General features: G+C 51.5%; 13 protein-coding genes and 1 other RNA gene. 12 read left to right on the top strand and 2 right to left on the bottom strand.

From position 1 onward, the window contains the following. The first annotated feature begins 477 nt into the window (after positions 1-477). From R2K28_RS13620 to R2K28_RS13570, 11 genes are all read left to right on the top strand, one after another. Complete coding sequence (locus R2K28_RS13620) at positions 478-1,368, top strand: sulfotransferase family protein (RefSeq protein ID WP_316365150.1); 891 nt, start codon at positions 478-480, stop codon at positions 1,366-1,368. Positions 1,369-1,615: 247 nt separating this feature from the next. Continuing rightward, positions 1,616-3,139: a VPLPA-CTERM-specific exosortase XrtD gene (gene xrtD / locus R2K28_RS13615; protein WP_316365148.1), complete on the top strand. Its 1,524-nt coding sequence runs from the start codon at positions 1,616-1,618 to the stop codon at positions 3,137-3,139. A 193-nt stretch (positions 3,140-3,332) separates the two neighbouring features. Next, entirely contained in the window at positions 3,333-5,741 is a 2,409-nt protein-coding gene (locus R2K28_RS13610) for a tetratricopeptide repeat protein (protein ID WP_316365145.1), read from the top strand. 155 nt (positions 5,742-5,896) lie between these two features. Continuing rightward, positions 5,897-6,952 carry a dTDP-glucose 4,6-dehydratase gene (rfbB, locus tag R2K28_RS13605; RefSeq protein WP_316365143.1) on the top strand — a complete coding sequence of 352 codons (1,056 nt, stop codon included), beginning with the start codon at positions 5,897-5,899 and terminating at the stop codon, positions 6,950-6,952. Next, the gene (gene rfbA / locus R2K28_RS13600; RefSeq protein ID WP_316365141.1) at positions 6,952-7,842 is read left to right on the top strand and encodes a glucose-1-phosphate thymidylyltransferase RfbA; all 891 of its coding nucleotides are present in this window, start codon (positions 6,952-6,954) and stop codon (positions 7,840-7,842) included. The genes rfbB and rfbA overlap by 1 nt, the downstream gene beginning before the upstream one ends. A 2-nt stretch (positions 7,843-7,844) precedes the next feature. Continuing rightward, positions 7,845-8,423: a dTDP-4-dehydrorhamnose 3,5-epimerase gene (rfbC, locus tag R2K28_RS13595; RefSeq protein ID WP_316365138.1), complete on the top strand. Its 579-nt coding sequence runs from the start codon at positions 7,845-7,847 to the stop codon at positions 8,421-8,423. Further along, positions 8,420-9,319, top strand: a complete 900-nt coding sequence (gene rfbD / locus R2K28_RS13590; protein ID WP_316365137.1) for a dTDP-4-dehydrorhamnose reductase — start codon at positions 8,420-8,422, stop codon at positions 9,317-9,319. The genes rfbC and rfbD overlap by 4 nt, the downstream gene beginning before the upstream one ends. A gap of 211 nt (positions 9,320-9,530) precedes the next feature. Further along, on the top strand, positions 9,531-10,472 hold the full coding sequence (locus R2K28_RS13585) for an ExeA family protein (protein ID WP_316365135.1): 942 nt from the start codon (positions 9,531-9,533) through the stop codon (positions 10,470-10,472). A 98-nt stretch (positions 10,473-10,570) separates the two neighbouring features. Continuing rightward, positions 10,571-12,061, top strand: coding sequence for a phosphomannomutase (locus R2K28_RS13580; RefSeq protein WP_316365134.1), 1,491 nt, complete (start codon positions 10,571-10,573; stop codon positions 12,059-12,061). Then, entirely contained in the window at positions 12,058-13,479 is a 1,422-nt protein-coding gene (locus tag R2K28_RS13575; RefSeq protein ID WP_316365132.1) for a mannose-1-phosphate guanylyltransferase/mannose-6-phosphate isomerase, read from the top strand. The genes R2K28_RS13580 and R2K28_RS13575 overlap by 4 nt, the downstream gene beginning before the upstream one ends. Positions 13,480-13,637: 158 nt before the next feature. Then, the gene (locus R2K28_RS13570; protein WP_316365130.1) at positions 13,638-13,811 is read left to right on the top strand and encodes a hypothetical protein; all 174 of its coding nucleotides are present in this window, start codon (positions 13,638-13,640) and stop codon (positions 13,809-13,811) included. Positions 13,812-13,944: 133 nt separating this feature from the next. Here R2K28_RS13570 and ssrA read toward each other — a convergent pair. Continuing rightward, positions 13,945-14,310, bottom strand: a transfer-messenger RNA (tmRNA) gene (gene ssrA, locus R2K28_RS13565). A 49-nt stretch (positions 14,311-14,359) separates the two neighbouring features. Then, a complete protein-coding gene (smpB, locus tag R2K28_RS13560; protein ID WP_316365127.1) occupies positions 14,360-14,839 on the bottom strand; it encodes an SsrA-binding protein SmpB in 480 nt (159 codons plus the stop codon). A gap of 133 nt (positions 14,840-14,972) precedes the next feature. On the opposite strand from smpB, the gene R2K28_RS13555 reads away from it, so the two are divergent. Next, positions 14,973-16,373, top strand: coding sequence for a sodium-dependent transporter (locus tag R2K28_RS13555; RefSeq protein WP_316365125.1), 1,401 nt, complete (start codon positions 14,973-14,975; stop codon positions 16,371-16,373). Position 16,374: the final 1 nt, after the last annotated feature.

Here is a 16,374-nt window from a genome sequence, read left to right as displayed (position 1 = left end):
TGTTAGATCAGGTGTTTTTTTAAAATCTGCTTTTTTTATTGCAGCGCAATATTCCTTCTTTACTATTATTCAAGATCTTTGATGTTGTTAATTGGTGGTTTTTACGATTGTTCCAAAATATTTTGAATACTGAAGATTTAATGGTTGGAACTACTTGCATGTGTTGATCCTGACTCTTTTGTGGTTGGTTGTTTTTCCAATGGTTATCGTATTAAAACAAATATCGCAGAAAATGAGGTGGGGATTATCTTTTTGTGTTGGATTAATCGTTAGTGCTTGGATAAGTGGTATTATGCTACGAGTATTAACTAGGTGTTATTTGCAAAGCAATAATCTTGCAGATAGAAATATTTAAAATTTATCATGTGTTTGCACTCAGGCTTGACAACACAATGATAGGGAATTATGTGTTTGTATGGTTCTTTTGTTCATCATAGTGGCGTTACCTAATGGATTAAAATTGAATGGAGGGTATCGATGAAATCGAATCTCTTTATAGTGGGGTGCGTTAAGGGGGGTACAACATGGCTTTTTAGAGAATTGACAAAAATGAGCGCATTCGTTGGACTAGAGTGTAAGGAACCGCATTATTTTTGTGGGACGCCGCCTTCTAGATTGCATTACAAAGTCATTAGCGACTTTAATCAATATCAACGTTTGGTCAATGATGCCGATAAGAAGAGAAAGAAAGGTAGTTATATAGTAGACGCAAGTGCGACATATTTGACGGCGCAAAAGGCACCGGAGAGAATTTTTAATTATAATAAGGAAGCGAAAATTATCATTTTGCTTCGCAATCCAATATATAGAGCATTCTCGCAATATCTGATGGATGTTAGAGAAGGAGTGGCGGATAGTAATAAATCATTTATAGATACATACATTTCTGATAAAACCGTTCATAGACGCAGCATCCCATTCAGTAGGTTGTATTATGAATTGGGTCTGTACTCGACCGGTATAATGGCATACCGCAATTTATTTGGCTCTGATGTAGGCGTGTTCGCGTTTTCTGATTTAGTAACTAACCCAGCCGGGTTTATAAATGATGTTTGGGAGTTTTTGGGAGTAGAGGGTGATTTGAATGAGGTTAATTTTAAAGGAGAAAATTCTTTTGCGGTACCAAGGAATAAAGCTGTAATGCGAATATTGGGTAACGATTACATTAGAAAGTTATCTATTTACTTGGCTCCAATGGGTGTTAGAAGGATAGTAAAAGAGCGTTTTTTGATAAAAAAAGATCTTGAAAAGCCAGTACTGTCCGAAGTGGATTATGATACTGTCGAAAAAGATTATGAAGAAGAGCTTGACCAGTTGAAGAGTGTATTAGGAATTTCTCTTTATAAGAAGGTGATGCGTAAGATATAATGGTTTACGTGGGCGCTTTTTATGGCGGTATTTGGCGGAAGTGGTATGGACTCCATTTGGAGTTATTGTCAAATCTGGTGTTTAGATCTCTAACTCATGCAGCGACCTGACTCGCAGATGTCACCTCGATACAGAGGTAGACTTAAAAAAAAATGGACAGCACGATAAGTGCACCCTCGAGTAATTAAGGACGATGGTGACAACAAGAATCCCTAAAGGATGGCGGAACTCTCCACTGATTTGGGGAATGATCGGCATTTCCGCCATACTCTTAATCTACGGATTCTGGGGCGGCATTATCGATATGCTCGACCGCTGGGGCAACAAGGAGGAGTATGGCTATGCCTATTTTCTGCCCTTCATCGCAGTGTATCTAATCTGGCAACGGCGAGATCGTCTAGTAGCAGCAGAGTTTAGCCCATCCTGGTTTGGTGTGGTTATTGTACTAGTGGCAGGCTGTCTCTTCTTTATAGGGGAAATTGCAACCACTTTTACCCTGATACAGTATGCCCTCGTTCTTATTGTCATGGGCTTGGCCTATGCGCTCTTGGGTTGGCAAGCATTTAAGATTATCTCCGGACCGCTTTTGTTGCTTTTTTTCATTGTTCCCCTCCCACCCTTTATCTACAACAATCTCTCAGGAAAGCTGCAACTCATCTCTTCCCAGCTGGGTGTTGAGGTCATTCGGTGGTTTGGTATCAGTGTCTACCTTGAAGGAAATGTGATTGATTTGGGCGACTACAAGCTCCAAGTCGTTGAAGCATGTAATGGGCTGCGTTATCTCTTTCCCTTGGTCAGTCTGGCCTTTCTTGCTGCCTATCTCTATCGGGTTGAGTTCTGGAAACGGGTGGTGGTTTTTCTCTCCAGTATTCCTATCACTGTGTTGATGAACAGTTTCCGTATCGGGGTGATCGGTGTGTTGGTGGAAAACTGGGGACAGAAGCAGGCCGATGGCTTTCTGCACTATTTCGAGGGCTGGGTCATTTTTATGGCCTGCCTCCTGATCCTGTTAATGGAGATGGCGTTGCTGGCCAGGATCGGCAGACCCAAGCGGCGTCTCAGGGACGTATTTGGGTTGGAGATGCCGAAGGCACTGCCAAAAGGAATGGAGTATCGCACCCGTCCTGTTTCCCCCGTCCACTATGCAATCCTTGCCTCGGTTGCATTGATTGCTGTGAGCTCTCTCTATGTGCAGACCCAGCAGGAGATTCTGCCCGAGCGTCAGGTCTTCAGTGGCTTTCCCATGCAGATCGGCAATTGGCGGGGAGATGAGGATAGGCTGGAGGAGATCTATCTGAAATCCTTGAAGCTGGACGACTACCTGATCGGTAATTATGCCGATTCATTGGGGTCGGTGGTGAACTTCTACATCGCTTACTATGCCTCCCAGCAGGCAGGTTCCGCTGCCCATAGCCCCCGTTCCTGTATCCCCGGTGGGGGATGGGAGATTGAGCGGGTGACCCAGGTCGATGTGCCTGAATTACAGATCAACGGAACACCACTGAATGTCAATCGCCTGGTCATTAAGCGTGGCGAATTCAAGCAATTGGTCTACTACTGGTTTCAACAGCGCGGGCGTGTGATTACCAATGAATGGCTGGTAAAGTGGTATCTTTTTCTCGATGGTCTGACCAAGCATCGAACCGATGGCGCTTTGGTCAGATTATCCACATCGATTGGTATGGGTGAGGAGTGGGCGGATGGCGATAAGCGTCTGATGGAATTTGCCGAGAAGGTTGTACCCCTACTGGATGACTATATCCCCAACTGACAAGAAGTAGATGAAGTATTTATGTGGAAATGGATGATCGGGCTTTTTAATTAAGCGCTGATCATTATGTGTAAATCTTATGTTAATGGAATCACAAACAGCTCAATAATTTTATGAATTAATAGTATTAATTTGGATAATCTGTCAGGAATGTATGACCGATGGATTGTTGCTACGCAACTAGGACAGGTGCATGAAGACCAATCTGAACTTTCAGTTCTCAATCTATAGATTCTCTCTTTTGTTTTTCATCAGTTTAACGTTGATCCTTGTTTCCGCCTGTGCGGACAAGCAGGAGAGCAAACAAAAATATTTCGATCGAGGCATGGAGCTGTTTGACCAGGGTAACTTCACCAAGGCGCGCCTGGAATTCAAGAATGTGTTGCAGATCGATCCGAAGGATGCCGATGCCTATTTCATGTTCGGGCAGATTGAGGAGAAGGATGAGAATTGGTCCAAGGCCTATGCGCTCTTTTTGCGGGCCACTGAACTCGATCCCATGCATGTGGATGCACAGGTGCATCTTGGCACCATCTTCGCTTTGGCCGGCGAAACCGAGAAGGCCCTCACTGCCGCCGACAAGGCACTGGAGGTTAAACCCACCGATGCCTCTGCAATGGTGCTGAAGGGTTTTGTCAAGGCAAAGATGGGGGAGAAAGACGCCGCCATCAGTGATGTCCTTACTGTCATCGAGTCGGATTCGAGCAATGTGGAGGCCTCCTCGCTGCTCGCAGCGCTGTATGCGGATCAGGGTGAGATGGAGCGTGCGATTAACATCGCTGAGGAATCCCTGGAACAGCATGCCGATAGGGCTGCCTCTTACCTGCTGCTCGCACGTCTCTATGCCCAAGCCGACAAGCACGACCGGGTGGTGAAGGTCCTCTCTGATCTGATAAGGACCAAGCCTGACGATCTGCAAAACCGGCTGCACCTTGTGACATATCTGCAAAAGCAGGGGGAGAACGCAAAGGCTGTGGAAGTCCTGCAGCAGGCGATTGTGGATCTGCCTGACAAGATGGATGCAAAGCTTGCCCTGATCGCCCTGCATAAAAATCAGGGAGCCATGGATCAGGCAGAGGCCCTCCTGGAGCAGTATGCCAACGATGACCCGGAGCAAACCGGACTGAAACTCGAACTGGCGAGACACTACCTGGCCGGGGGTCGCAAGGATGAAGCGAACAAGGCCCTTGGGGATGTCATTGAACTGGCAGGTCCTGGGGAGGATGGGCTTACTGCCAAGTCCCTGATGGCGAGCATCCTGATCAAGGAGAAGTCCTTCGGAGAAGCGGGAGCCTTGTTGGAAGAGGTCCTGGAGGCCGATCCCAAATTCAAGGATGCCCTGTTGATTCGGGCCGGTTTGGCCCTCGTGAGTGACGACCCCGACAAGGGGATTGCGGATCTGCGCACCCTGTTGGCGGAGCACCCCATCTATGTCAAGGCGCATCGACTGAAGGCCCGGGCCCATCTGAAGAAGGGGGAGATAGAGCTGGCGCGCCAGAGCCTCGAGGATGCGATCAAGATCCAGCCGGAAGAGGCGGCAGCCAATTTCGAATTGGTGCAGTTGCTGATCAACACCCGGGAGTTCGATGACGCGGTTGAGGTATTGCAGAAGCTACGCCGCTTCGCCCCCGCTGATCTCAAGGTGCTGCAAGCCCTTGCGATGGTCCAGGAAAAGCTCAAGCATTGGGCCGAATTGGGGAAGGTCGCCGACACATTGGTAAGCAAACACCCTGACAATCCCCTTGGTTACTACTACCGGGGGGTATCCCACTTGAACCGCAACATGGCTGTCTCAAGTCTCGAGGATTTTGAGCAGGTGCTCGAATTGAAGCCCAACTCCATCGAGGCCCTGGTTGGATTGGCCAAGGGGCTGTTCACTTTGAAGAAGCCGAACGATGCCTTGCAGCGGATCGAGAAGGTGGTGAAAGCCAATCCCGAACACTTTACCGCCTTGAATCTCAAAGGTGAGGTGCTTCTGTCTCAGCAGCGGTGGGAACCGGCTGAGGAGGCCTTCAATCAGGCCCGGGGCCTAAGCCCCCAATGGGCGGCACCCTATCGAAACCTGGTAAAACTCAACATCCTCAAGGGTGACCGGGATGGTGCCATGGGATTGTTGAAAGAGGGCTTTGCAAAGACGGGAGACCCGGTACTGGGGGTCGATCTGGCTATTAACCACACCCGTGCCGAGCGCATGCAAGATGCCGTTGAGGTCTATGAACAGATCCTGGAAAAACACCCTAGGCATCTGCTGGCCTCCAACAATCTGGCCATGCTTCTACTCAAGGACCAAGTGGACCAGGGGGGATTGGACAAGGCGTTGCAGTTGGTTGAAGGCTTCGAGTTGTCTGAGAATCCCATCATTCTGGATACCCTGGGGTGGGTGCATATCAAGCGGGGCGAGATCGACAGGGCGCTGCCGATCCTGCAGCGGGCGGCAAGAAAAGGCTCAGGGCTCCCGGACATCGATTATCACCTCGGGATCGCCTATTACCAACAGGGCAAGATGGAGAGTGCCAAGCAGCATATCAGCACCGCATTGGCTGCAGAGAAGCCCTTTGATGGCATCGAGGATGCCAAGGCCCTGCTGTCGAAGATTCAATAATTATCCGGATACTGCCCACTATGGGTACTATTCCGATCGCAAATAATAATTATCAAAAAAAACATTGTGTTAGCAATGCCCACACTCTGTATAATGCCGCTTTGATACTCTCTGGGCATTTAGCCTAACTAATTGTATTTATTGGCAAATATAGAATGCAGACGATAATTGTGACCGGAGGAGCCGGTTTCATAGGTGGAAATTTCGTACATCACCTGCTGACCAAGGAGGCTATTCAGGTGGTGAATCTCGATGCACTCACCTATGCGGGCAACCTGGATACGCTCCAGACAATCATGGAGGATCCCAGGCACCAATTCGTAGAGGGACAGATCCAGGACAGGGAGTTGATCACGGGTCTATTCGAGCGCTTCAGACCGACGGCAATTGTAAACTTTGCCGCAGAAAGCCATGTGGACCGTTCCATAGACGGACCGGCCGAATTCATCGATACAAATATCGGCGGCACCTTTAACCTGCTGGAATGCGCCCGGGCCTACTGGGCTGGGTTGCCGCCGGATGAGGCGGAGGCGTTTCGCTTCCTGCATGTCTCCACGGATGAGGTATACGGCTCCCTGGGCGACGAAGGTATGTTTACTGAAACCACCCCCTATGCGCCGAACTCACCCTATTCTGCTTCCAAGGCGGCTTCAGACCATCTGGTGCGGGCCTGGCATCACACCTATGGCCTGCCGGTGCTCACCACTAACTGTTCCAACAACTACGGCCCCTACCAATTCCCTGAAAAGTTGATACCGCTATTCATACAAAAGGCGCTTGCCGGGGAGGCGTTGCCGATATATGGGGATGGCAGTAATGTTCGGGATTGGCTCTATGTGGAGGATCATTGCAGTGCCATCTGGCGGGTGCTCGAGGCGGGTAGGCCGGGTGAGGTCTACAACGTGGGCGGCAATAACGAAATGAGCAATCTCGAGGTGATTGACATGCTCTGTTCCCTATTGGACGAGATGGTGCCTGATTCACCCTTTAAGCCGCATAATCGATTGAAAAAATTTGTCAAAGACCGACCAGGTCACGATCAGCGCTATGCCATCGATGCTACAAAGCTGGAACATGAGTTGGGATGGACGCCGGATGAGACCTTTGCCACCGGTCTGAGAAAGACCGTCACCTGGTATCTCAGCAACGAGACCTGGTGTCAAAGGGTGATGGATGGCAGTTACCGCGGTGAGCGGTTGGGGCAGGGATAATGTCACACAAAAAGGTTGAAAAGGGCATTATTCTCGCCGGTGGATCGGGTACCCGTCTGCACCCGCTTACGCTCACCATCTCGAAACAACTGCTACCCGTGTATGACAAGCCGATGATCTACTATCCGCTGACCACACTCATGCTGGCGGGTATTCGAGAGATTCTGATCATTACCACACCCCAGGACGCCGCCCTGTTCAAAGGGCTGCTGGGTGATGGGAGTCAGTGGGGTTTGAGCATCGAGTATGCCGTCCAACCGGAACCCGGCGGTTTGGCCCAGGCCTTTATCATTGGCAGGGAATTCATTGCAGGTGAGCCCTGCTGTCTGATTCTTGGCGACAACATCTACTATGGGCAGGGCCTGGTGGACTCACTCAAGCACGCCGCTTCGATGACTTCCGGGGCGACCGTCTTCGGTTACTGGGTGAAGGATCCGGAGCGCTATGGCGTGGTGGAGTTTGATCAGCAGGGCCAGGTGATTGGAATCGAAGAGAAGCCGGCTGAACCGAAATCCAACTATGCGGTGACCGGACTCTATTTTTACGACGAGCAGGTCACTGAACTGGCGGCTTCGCTGAAGCCATCCGCGCGAGGTGAGTTGGAGATAACCGATCTCAACAGGCTCTATCTCGAACAGGGGTCGCTGCAGTTGGAGAAGATGGGACGCGGCATCGCCTGGTTGGATACCGGCACCCATGAAAGTCTTATTCAAGCGAGTAACTTTATCGAGACCATTGAATTGCGCCAGGGTTTGAAGATCGCCTGTCCCGAAGAGATAGCATTCATCAATGAGTGGATCGATATCTCGGCGTTGAAGCAGATGGGTGACGCACTCAGCAAGAATGGCTATGGACAATACCTGCTCAGCTTGTGTGAGAGAAAGAGATAGCCATGCTAGTGACACCCACAAATATACCTGATGTGCTGTTACTGACGCCCCAGCGTTTCGGTGATCAACGGGGATGGTTCATGGAGAGCTGGTCGGCTGAGCGTTACCGGCAACTGGGCATACCCGATGGATTTGTACAGGATAACCAGGCGTTTTCGCAAAAGGGTGTGCTGCGCGGCCTGCATATCCAGAATCCCCATGGCCAGGGTAAGCTGGTTCAGGTTATCCGTGGCGAGGTTTTCGATGTGGCCGTGGATGTGCGGCATGGATCACCCTGGTTCGGTCAATGGGTGGGTCTCAATTTGTCGGAAACGAATTTTCAGCAACTCTATGTGCCGGCCGGGTTTGCCCATGGCTATCTGGTATTGAGTGAAGAGGCGATCTTTACCTATAAATGTACCGACTACTATCATCCGGAAACCCAGTTTTCAATCCGTTGGGATGATCCGCAAATCGGTATCGAGTGGCCGGCGCCGCTGAATCCCGTCCTTGCGGAAAAGGATCGTGATGCGCCTCTGTTGAGGGAAATCCCAGTTGAACGTTTGCCCTGTTATGAATCCACCGAGGATGCAACGGCGTGACAGCGAGCAACCCTAAGGTGCTGCTGCTGGGTAGCGATGGCCAGGTGGGTTGGGAGTTGCAGCGTACCCTGAGTGTCATAAGCGAGGTTGTCAACACAACCCTGAGCGGACAGGGGGGATTGCCACTGGATCTCCTGGATAGGGATGCCGTGGCTGCAACTGTGCGACAGGCACGCCCAGACTTCATTATCAATGCGGCTGCCCATACCGCGGTGGACAAGGCTGAGACCGAGGTTGATCTCTCCCGTCGGCTGAATGCGGATGCCCCGGAACTGCTCGGCCAACTGGCTGCAGAGCTGGGCGCGACGGTGATCCACTATTCAACCGATTTTGTCTTCTCCGGCGATAGGGACCAGCCCTACAAGGAGGAGGATGAGACATCACCGCTGAGTGTCTACGGTCAAACCAAGCTGGAGGGAGAGCAGCGCCTGCTGGCGACAGGTGCCGATGCCCTGGTACTTCGAACCAGCTGGGTATACGGTAACCATGGCAACAATTTCATGCTGACCATGATGCGTCTGTTCAGGGAGAAGGGACAGCTTTCGGTGGTGGATGACCAGGTCGGCGCGCCTACCTGGAGCCGCATGATTGCAGAGGCAACCGCACAGATCGTGCATCAACTGGGCATGGCTACCGATGAATCAGCTCCACCCTTGGGAACCTACCACCTGACCGCTGCCGGTGTAACCAGTTGGTACGGATTTGCTACCAGGATCCTGGAACTGATGGGAGACACATGCAAGCTTCAGCCGATACCAACGGCTGAGTATCCGACCCCCGCGAAACGTCCAGCCTATTCTGTGCTCGACAACACAAAACTGAAAAGAACATTCGGCCTGCAGCTACCTGACTGGAAGGACTCATTGCAGCAGTGCATGGCCGATCGGGCAAGCTGAGCGGCCATTAGGGAGTCCCTACCACCGCCTCATGCGCTAAATCCCCCCGATGTTTGTAGATTGGTTGAATAATTCATAAAATCATAACCTTATTCTACAGTATCGGGATCGTCCCAATATATTTAAATCATTGCCCGGGATTGTCATGGCATGAGACAATGGGCCGACCACAGCTTGGTGGCAAATGGTATGGACAGGGGTTGCGAAACGGATGTATGAGAAGTTTTACGGATTAACCGAGAAGCCATTCAGCTTGCTCCCGGATCCGGATTTTCTAGTTTTAGGGAAAAAGCACAGCGCGGCTTATACAGCATTGGAGTATGGTCTGGTCAGCCAGGCCGGTTTCACCGTGGTCACAGGAGAAGTGGGTAGCGGTAAGACGACGCTGATTCGCCATCTGCTCAACCGGCTGGATGATGATATCACGGTCGGACTCGTCAGCAGCAGTCATCACGAAATGGGTGAGCTGTTGCAGTGGTTACTCTACGCATTCAACCTGGATTACAGGGAAACGCAAAAGGTAGGCCTTTACGATCTCTTCACCCAGTTCCTCATCGATCAATATGCCAATAACAAGCGCACTGTACTGATCATCGATGAAGCGCAGAATCTTCAACCTGAAGTCCTGGAAGAGTTGCGTCTGCTATCCAACATCAATGCAGACAAGCACCAGGTTTTGCAGATAGTCCTGGTAGGACAGCCGCAGCTCCGGGAGCTACTCAGACATAGGGACCTACTCCAGTTTCAACAACGTATTTCGGTGGACTTCCATCTTAGTGCACTCGATGCTGATGAGACGCGATTCTATATATTTCAACGTCTCATTTTGGCGGGACGCGACAAGCCGCTTTTTACCAGAAAGGCCATAAATCTCATTTACCAGGCCAGCGGTGGCATACCTCGTGTCATCAACACCCTCTGCGATACCGCGCTTGTGTATGGTTTTGCCGATCAGAAACCGGTTCTAGACAATGGGGTGATGGTCAAGGTGTTGAAAGACAAGCGCGCTGCTGTAGATTATTCATCGGATGACCAACAACCATCCATGGCATCCGGGCAACAACATGTCGCCGATGCGAACAAGCAGAAAATAACCGACTTTAACCGCGAATCGGCAAAATTGCTGTTTAAAAAATACTACAACGAGAAGTAGCACAGACCACAGATTACCTATCCCATATCCCTGAAAATCACCTAAAATTCCTTACTCGTGTTCTCAATCAGACTGAGTAGCCATCGATTGCAATGAATATGAATAACCTATCTATCGCCACACTGATGGAACAATCGGGTGTGAAGTTCGGTACCAGTGGGGCCCGTGGTCTGGTGGAAGCCATGACAGACCGGGTCTGTTTTGCCTACACTCATGCATTTCTTGATTATCTTCATGCAGCAGGGTTGATTGAGAAGGGCGATGCCGTTGCCTTCGCCGGTGATCTTCGTCCAAGTACACCGCGCATAATGGCCGCTGTCTGCAAAGCGATCATTGAGTGTGGATACACCCCGATTAATTGTGGCTTTATACCCTCGCCGGCAGTGGCGCTGTTCGGTCTGAAGCAGGGTATTGCAACCATCATGGTCACCGGCAGCCACATCCCGGATGACCGCAACGGTATCAAATTCAACAGACCGGATGGTGAGATTCTCAAACAGGATGAAGCGGGGATTCGTCAACAACGGATTGAGCTTGATGAGACTCTATTTGATGGGGAGGCCTTTTCAGAGTCCCCACAATTACCGGCAGCAGATGGTGGGGCCAGGGCACTCTATATTAGACGCTACCTGGACTGCATAGGGAGCGATGCCCTGTCAGGTGTCAGCATCGGTGTCTATGAACACTCCGGTGTGGCGCGTTCAATCCTGGCGGAGATCCTGGAAGCTGTGGGAGCAAAGGTCGTCCGCTTGGGTTTTTCCGATACCTTTGTACCCGTGGACACGGAAGCCATCAGGCCCGAGGATGTCACCCTGGCCAGCGAATGGTCCCAGGCGCACAATCTGGATAGTATTGTTTCCACCGATGGGGATGGCGATCGTCCCCTGATCAGCGATGAGCGAGGCCAATGGCTGCGTGGCGATGTGGCCGGTATCCTGTGTGCCGACTATCTCAATGCCCGTTGGATTGTAACCCCGGTGAGCTGTAACAGTGCGCTGGAGTTGTCGGATAAATTTGCCGGCGTGATACGTACCCGAATAGGCTCCCCTTTCGTAATCGAGGGGATGCAGTCACTGCTGCAGCAGGGTCGGACCGCGGTGGCAGGCTATGAGGCCAATGGTGGATTTCTCACCGCTGATCGGCTGCTGTTGAATGGGAGCGAACTCGATCCCTTGCCGACACGGGATGCCGTGATTGTGATTTTGGCCATTCTGATGCATGCCAGGGGCCAGGGTCTGAGTATATCTGAGCTGGTGCGCCAACTTCCGCCACGCTTTACCTATAGTGATCGGTTAAAGGCATTTCCCACGCAGCTCAGCCAGCGCATGTTGGCCCGTTTTCAGACCGGTGACCCAACTGAAGATGGGCGGGCCGTTGAGCATGAGTTCAATAAGGTTTTTGGCCGGGTTGCAAACATCGATCATACCGATGGTGTTCGTATCACCTTTGCCGAGGGTGATATCGTACACTTGCGGCCATCGGGAAACGCGCCGGAAATGCGCTGTTATACTGAATCTGTGAGTGAGGCGCGAGCACAAGAGATGAATAGAGTCTGTATTAACCTACTTGAGGGTTGGAGAACAAAATGATTGTCCCTGTCATATTATCAGGTGGATCGGGAACCCGGCTGTGGCCCCTCTCAAGAAGCGCCTATCCCAAACAGTTTATTCCGCTTACGGATGAGAAATCCCTGTTCCAGCAAACCCTGCAGCGTATATCCGATATACCTGAGGCGGGGGACGCACTGATTGTATGTAATGAAGAACATCGGTTTATGGTTGCCGAACAGATGCGCCAACTCGATAGGGATTCACTGGGTATCATGCTGGAGCCGGTGGGTAGGAATACCGCGCCGGCCATCGCCTGTGCCGCCTTGCATGCCCTGTCCCTGAACCAGGACGCAGTGTTGCTGGTAACCCCTTCCGATCATGTGATAAGGGATAATGAAAAATTTGTTGCGACCATGTTACAAGGCCTCGACAGCGTCGCTGACGGTAGCCTGGTCACCTTCGGCATAGTGCCGGATAAACCGGAGACTGGTTACGGTTATATCCGTAAACAGACGAACTCCATATCACCCGGGGTATTCCCCGTGGCTGAGTTCGTTGAGAAACCCGACCTGGAAACGGCGCAAACCTATCTCGATTCTGGTGATTTCTATTGGAACAGCGGGATGTTCGTATTCCGGGCCGATGCCTATCTGCAGGAACTCAAACAGTTCCATCCAGAAATCCTGCAGGCCGCCGGCAAGGCCTGTGAGTTAATCAAATCCGACATGGATTTTCTGCGTCTCGATAAGGAGGCGTTCACCGCCTGTCCCTCGGAGTCGATCGATTACGCGGTGATGGAGAAGACAGAGAAATCGGTGGTTGTTCCCATGGATGCCGGTTGGAGTGATGTTGGCTCCTGGTCGGCTTTGGCGGATGTCACTGTGGAGGAGGGCAACGGCGGCAATGTGGTGCAAGGGGATGTCTTGATAAAAGGGGTCAGTAACAGCTATTTGCGCAGTGAAAATCGTATGATCGCCGGGGTCGGCCTGGATAACCTTATCGTGGTTGAAACAGCCGACGCGGTATTGGTGGCGGACAAGGCCCATGTGCAGGATGTTAAAGAGATCGTCGAGGAGCTGAAATCCTCAGGAAGATGTGAACACATCAGTCATGTCCGGGTCTATCGGCCATGGGGCAATTATGAAACGGTCGATGAGTGTGATCGATTCAAGGTCAAGCGTATCGTGGTCAATCCCGGCGCCAGTCTCTCGCTGCAGCAACACCATCATCGGGCCGAGCACTGGGTGGTGGTGAAGGGAACGGCGCAAATCACCAAGGGTGAGAAGGAGATCATGCTGACAGAGGATCAGTCGGTGTATATCCCTTTAGGCACCAAGCATCGATTGACCAATCCTGGTTTGATTCCCCTGGAGATCGTCGAGGTGCAGACCGGTAGTTACCTGGGGGAGGACGATATCGTGCGTTTTTCGGATGAGTACGGCAGGGACAACTGCTGACCTGGTTGGGTATATTTCAGCCAGTACCAATTTGTGAAATAAATCACAAAAATCCTTTTTTACCACAACACCGAGATTGGATCTTCAGCAACTCTTAAGCTTCTTTAGGTAGTTTAATTCCCGCATAGTGGGCTATAACAGGCTACCTGGAGGCGAATATGAATTTCGTAAAGCTCTTCACTATCTCTTCCGATGATCGACGCGATTACTATAAAAAGAAGATCTCAGAACACACCCCGCCGGTCAACGAGCATGACCGAGAGATGATTCGCATGTATCAGCGTTTTCTTGATGTGAACAAGATGGATAATGTGCTGATCACTCATCATTGAGGCACAATCCCTGGACGTCGCATCGTACAGTCCCGTTTGCTGTACGGTCGACAGATTTCATCTGTCGGAGAAATTTATGCAGGATGGGTAAAGCGGGGTGTGCCTATCATCATCAGCATAACAATATGGAATTTGGTGGAGGCGGGCGGATTTGAACCGCCGTCCGCGAGTCCTCCACCTAGAGTTCTACATGCTTAGCCCTATCTATTATGTTTAACCGGTCACTACCCGATGGGCAGGGTATGCGACAAGCGATCCCGGTAAGGTTTTAACATATCCGCCCCGGACGAGCTTCAATGCGATCCCATGAGATATGACGCCTGAAAAGCTGGACGCATAGGCACGGCTCCAGTCAGACGGCACCCTACTGGGTATTAAGCAGCGAGTGCGTAGTTGTCGTCGTTGGCAACTATAAGTTTGCAGTTGGTTTTACGAGGTACTCTGCCCCTCGGCATGCACTATAGGTTTTGCAACCCCCGTCGAAGCCTACGTCGCCCCCAAAACGGTAAGTGAATAGACATTATAGGTGAGTGGTTGGTTCCTTACCACTAGCCCTTCTTGAACAGGCGTTCCTTCTCCCGTTTCCAGTCACGATCCTTATCGCTGGCACGCTTGTCGTGCATCTTTTTACCCTTGGCGAGCCCGATCTCCAGTTTTGCCATGCCCTTTTTCCAATACATGGCGGTGGGAACCAGGGTGTAGCCCTTGCGTTCCACCAGGCCGATCAGTTTGTTCAGCTCACTGCGATGCAGCAGCAGCTTGCGGGTACGGGTTGGGTCGGGGTGGACATGGGTGGAGGCGGTGCTGAGGGGGACGATGTGGGCGCCGAACAGGAAGGCCTCGCCATCTTTGAGGGTGACGTAGCTCTCCTTGATTTGCGCCCGTCCGTCACGCAGGCTTTTCACCTCCCAACCCTGCAGGGCAATGCCTGCCTCATAGCGATCTTCGATAAAAAAGTCGTGGTTGGCTTTTTTGTTTAACGCAATCGTGGCGCCGCCGGCATTTTTCTTTTTCGATTTTTTGGCCATCCGACCATTTTAATCGCCTCAGGAGCTTCTCACCAGAGGCGGCTTGTTAAACGGGGGTATTTTACGGAAAATGGTCGACTTTCATGCTTACAGCATGGTGTTGATGCGTTATCCGATATAGAAGGCGGGTTTCATGGCTGAAAGACAATCCATCCATGGTCAATGGTCCTCGAGACTGATATTCATTCTTGCCGCAACCGGCTCGGCCGTTGGCTTGGGTAATGTCTGGAAGTTTCCCTATATCACCGGTGAAAACGGTGGTGGCGCCTTCGTCATCATCTATCTGCTGTGTATCGCGGTCGTCGGTATCCCCATAATGATGGCGGAGATCATGCTCGGTCGGCGGGGCAGGCAGAGCCCGATCAACACCATGACCGCCCTGAGTGAGGAAGAGGGTGCCAGCAGGGAGTGGTCGTTGGTGGGATGGAGTGGTGTATTGGCCGGTTTTTTGATCCTCTCCTACTACAGCGTGATAGCCGGATGGGCGCTGGCTTATGTGGTCAGGGCGGCCTCGGGGGTATTCGAGGGAGTGGATGCTGGGGGCGTTCAGAGCCTGTTCAATGGCTTGGTCGGGGATCCCGAGCGGCTCATGGCCTGGCATACGCTGTTTATGCTGATGACCATGTTCGTGGTGGCCAAGGGGGTCAAGGCCGGTCTGGAAAAAGCGGTGACCTACCTGATGCCAGCGCTGTTTGTTTTGTTGGTTGTGCTGGTCGGCTATGCCATGAATACCGGCTATTTTATACAGGGTCTCGATTTTCTGTTTACCCCGGACTTCTATAAATTGCTGCATAGCTGCGAGGTTGTGGATGGTTTGGAGCAGTGTGAGGTAAGCGGCAGTCCGATACTGGTCGCCATGGGACATGCCTTTTTCACCCTCAGCCTGGGTATGGGGGCGATCATGGTGTATGGCTCATATATGCCGAAAAAGTCCTCGATTGCCGGCTCGGCGATCCTGATCGGCCTGCTCGATACCCTGGTGGCGCTGGTGGCCGGGATGGCCATATTCCCCATCGTGTTCGCCAACGGTTTGGAGCCGGGAGCCGGTCCGGGATTGATCTTTCAGACCCTGCCGATTGCCTTTGGCGCCATGCCCGGGGGGCAGTTTTTCGGCACCCTCTTCTTCGTCCTGCTGGTATTTGCAGCCTGGAGCTCGGCTATCTCCCTAATCGAACCGGCAGTCGCCTGGCTGGTGGAGAACCGCGAGATGACCCGCATCAGGGCCGCTGTATGGTTGGGACTGGTGACATGGATTCTGGGGCTTGGCACGGTCTTCTCCTTCAATATCTGGTCGGATTTCAAAATCTTCGATAAGACCTTCTTTGATCTGCTCGATTACCTGACAGCCAACATTATGCTGCCCCTGGGTGGTTTACTGATAGCCCTATTCAGCGGTTGGTTGATGAAGAAGGAGTCCAGCAAGGATGAGTTTGCAATGCGGCCTATGGCTTACCAGGTCTGGTGGAATCTGATTCGATACATTTCACCCTTCGCGGTGATCGTGGTCTTTCTCCATGCCATAGGAATAATCTGAA

Origin of the sequence: Candidatus Thiodiazotropha sp. CDECU1, assembly GCF_963455295.1 — a bacterium.
Taxonomy (GTDB): Bacteria; Pseudomonadota; Gammaproteobacteria; order Chromatiales; family Chromatiaceae; genus Thiodiazotropha.
This window is presented reverse-complemented; position numbering and strand designations above follow the sequence as displayed.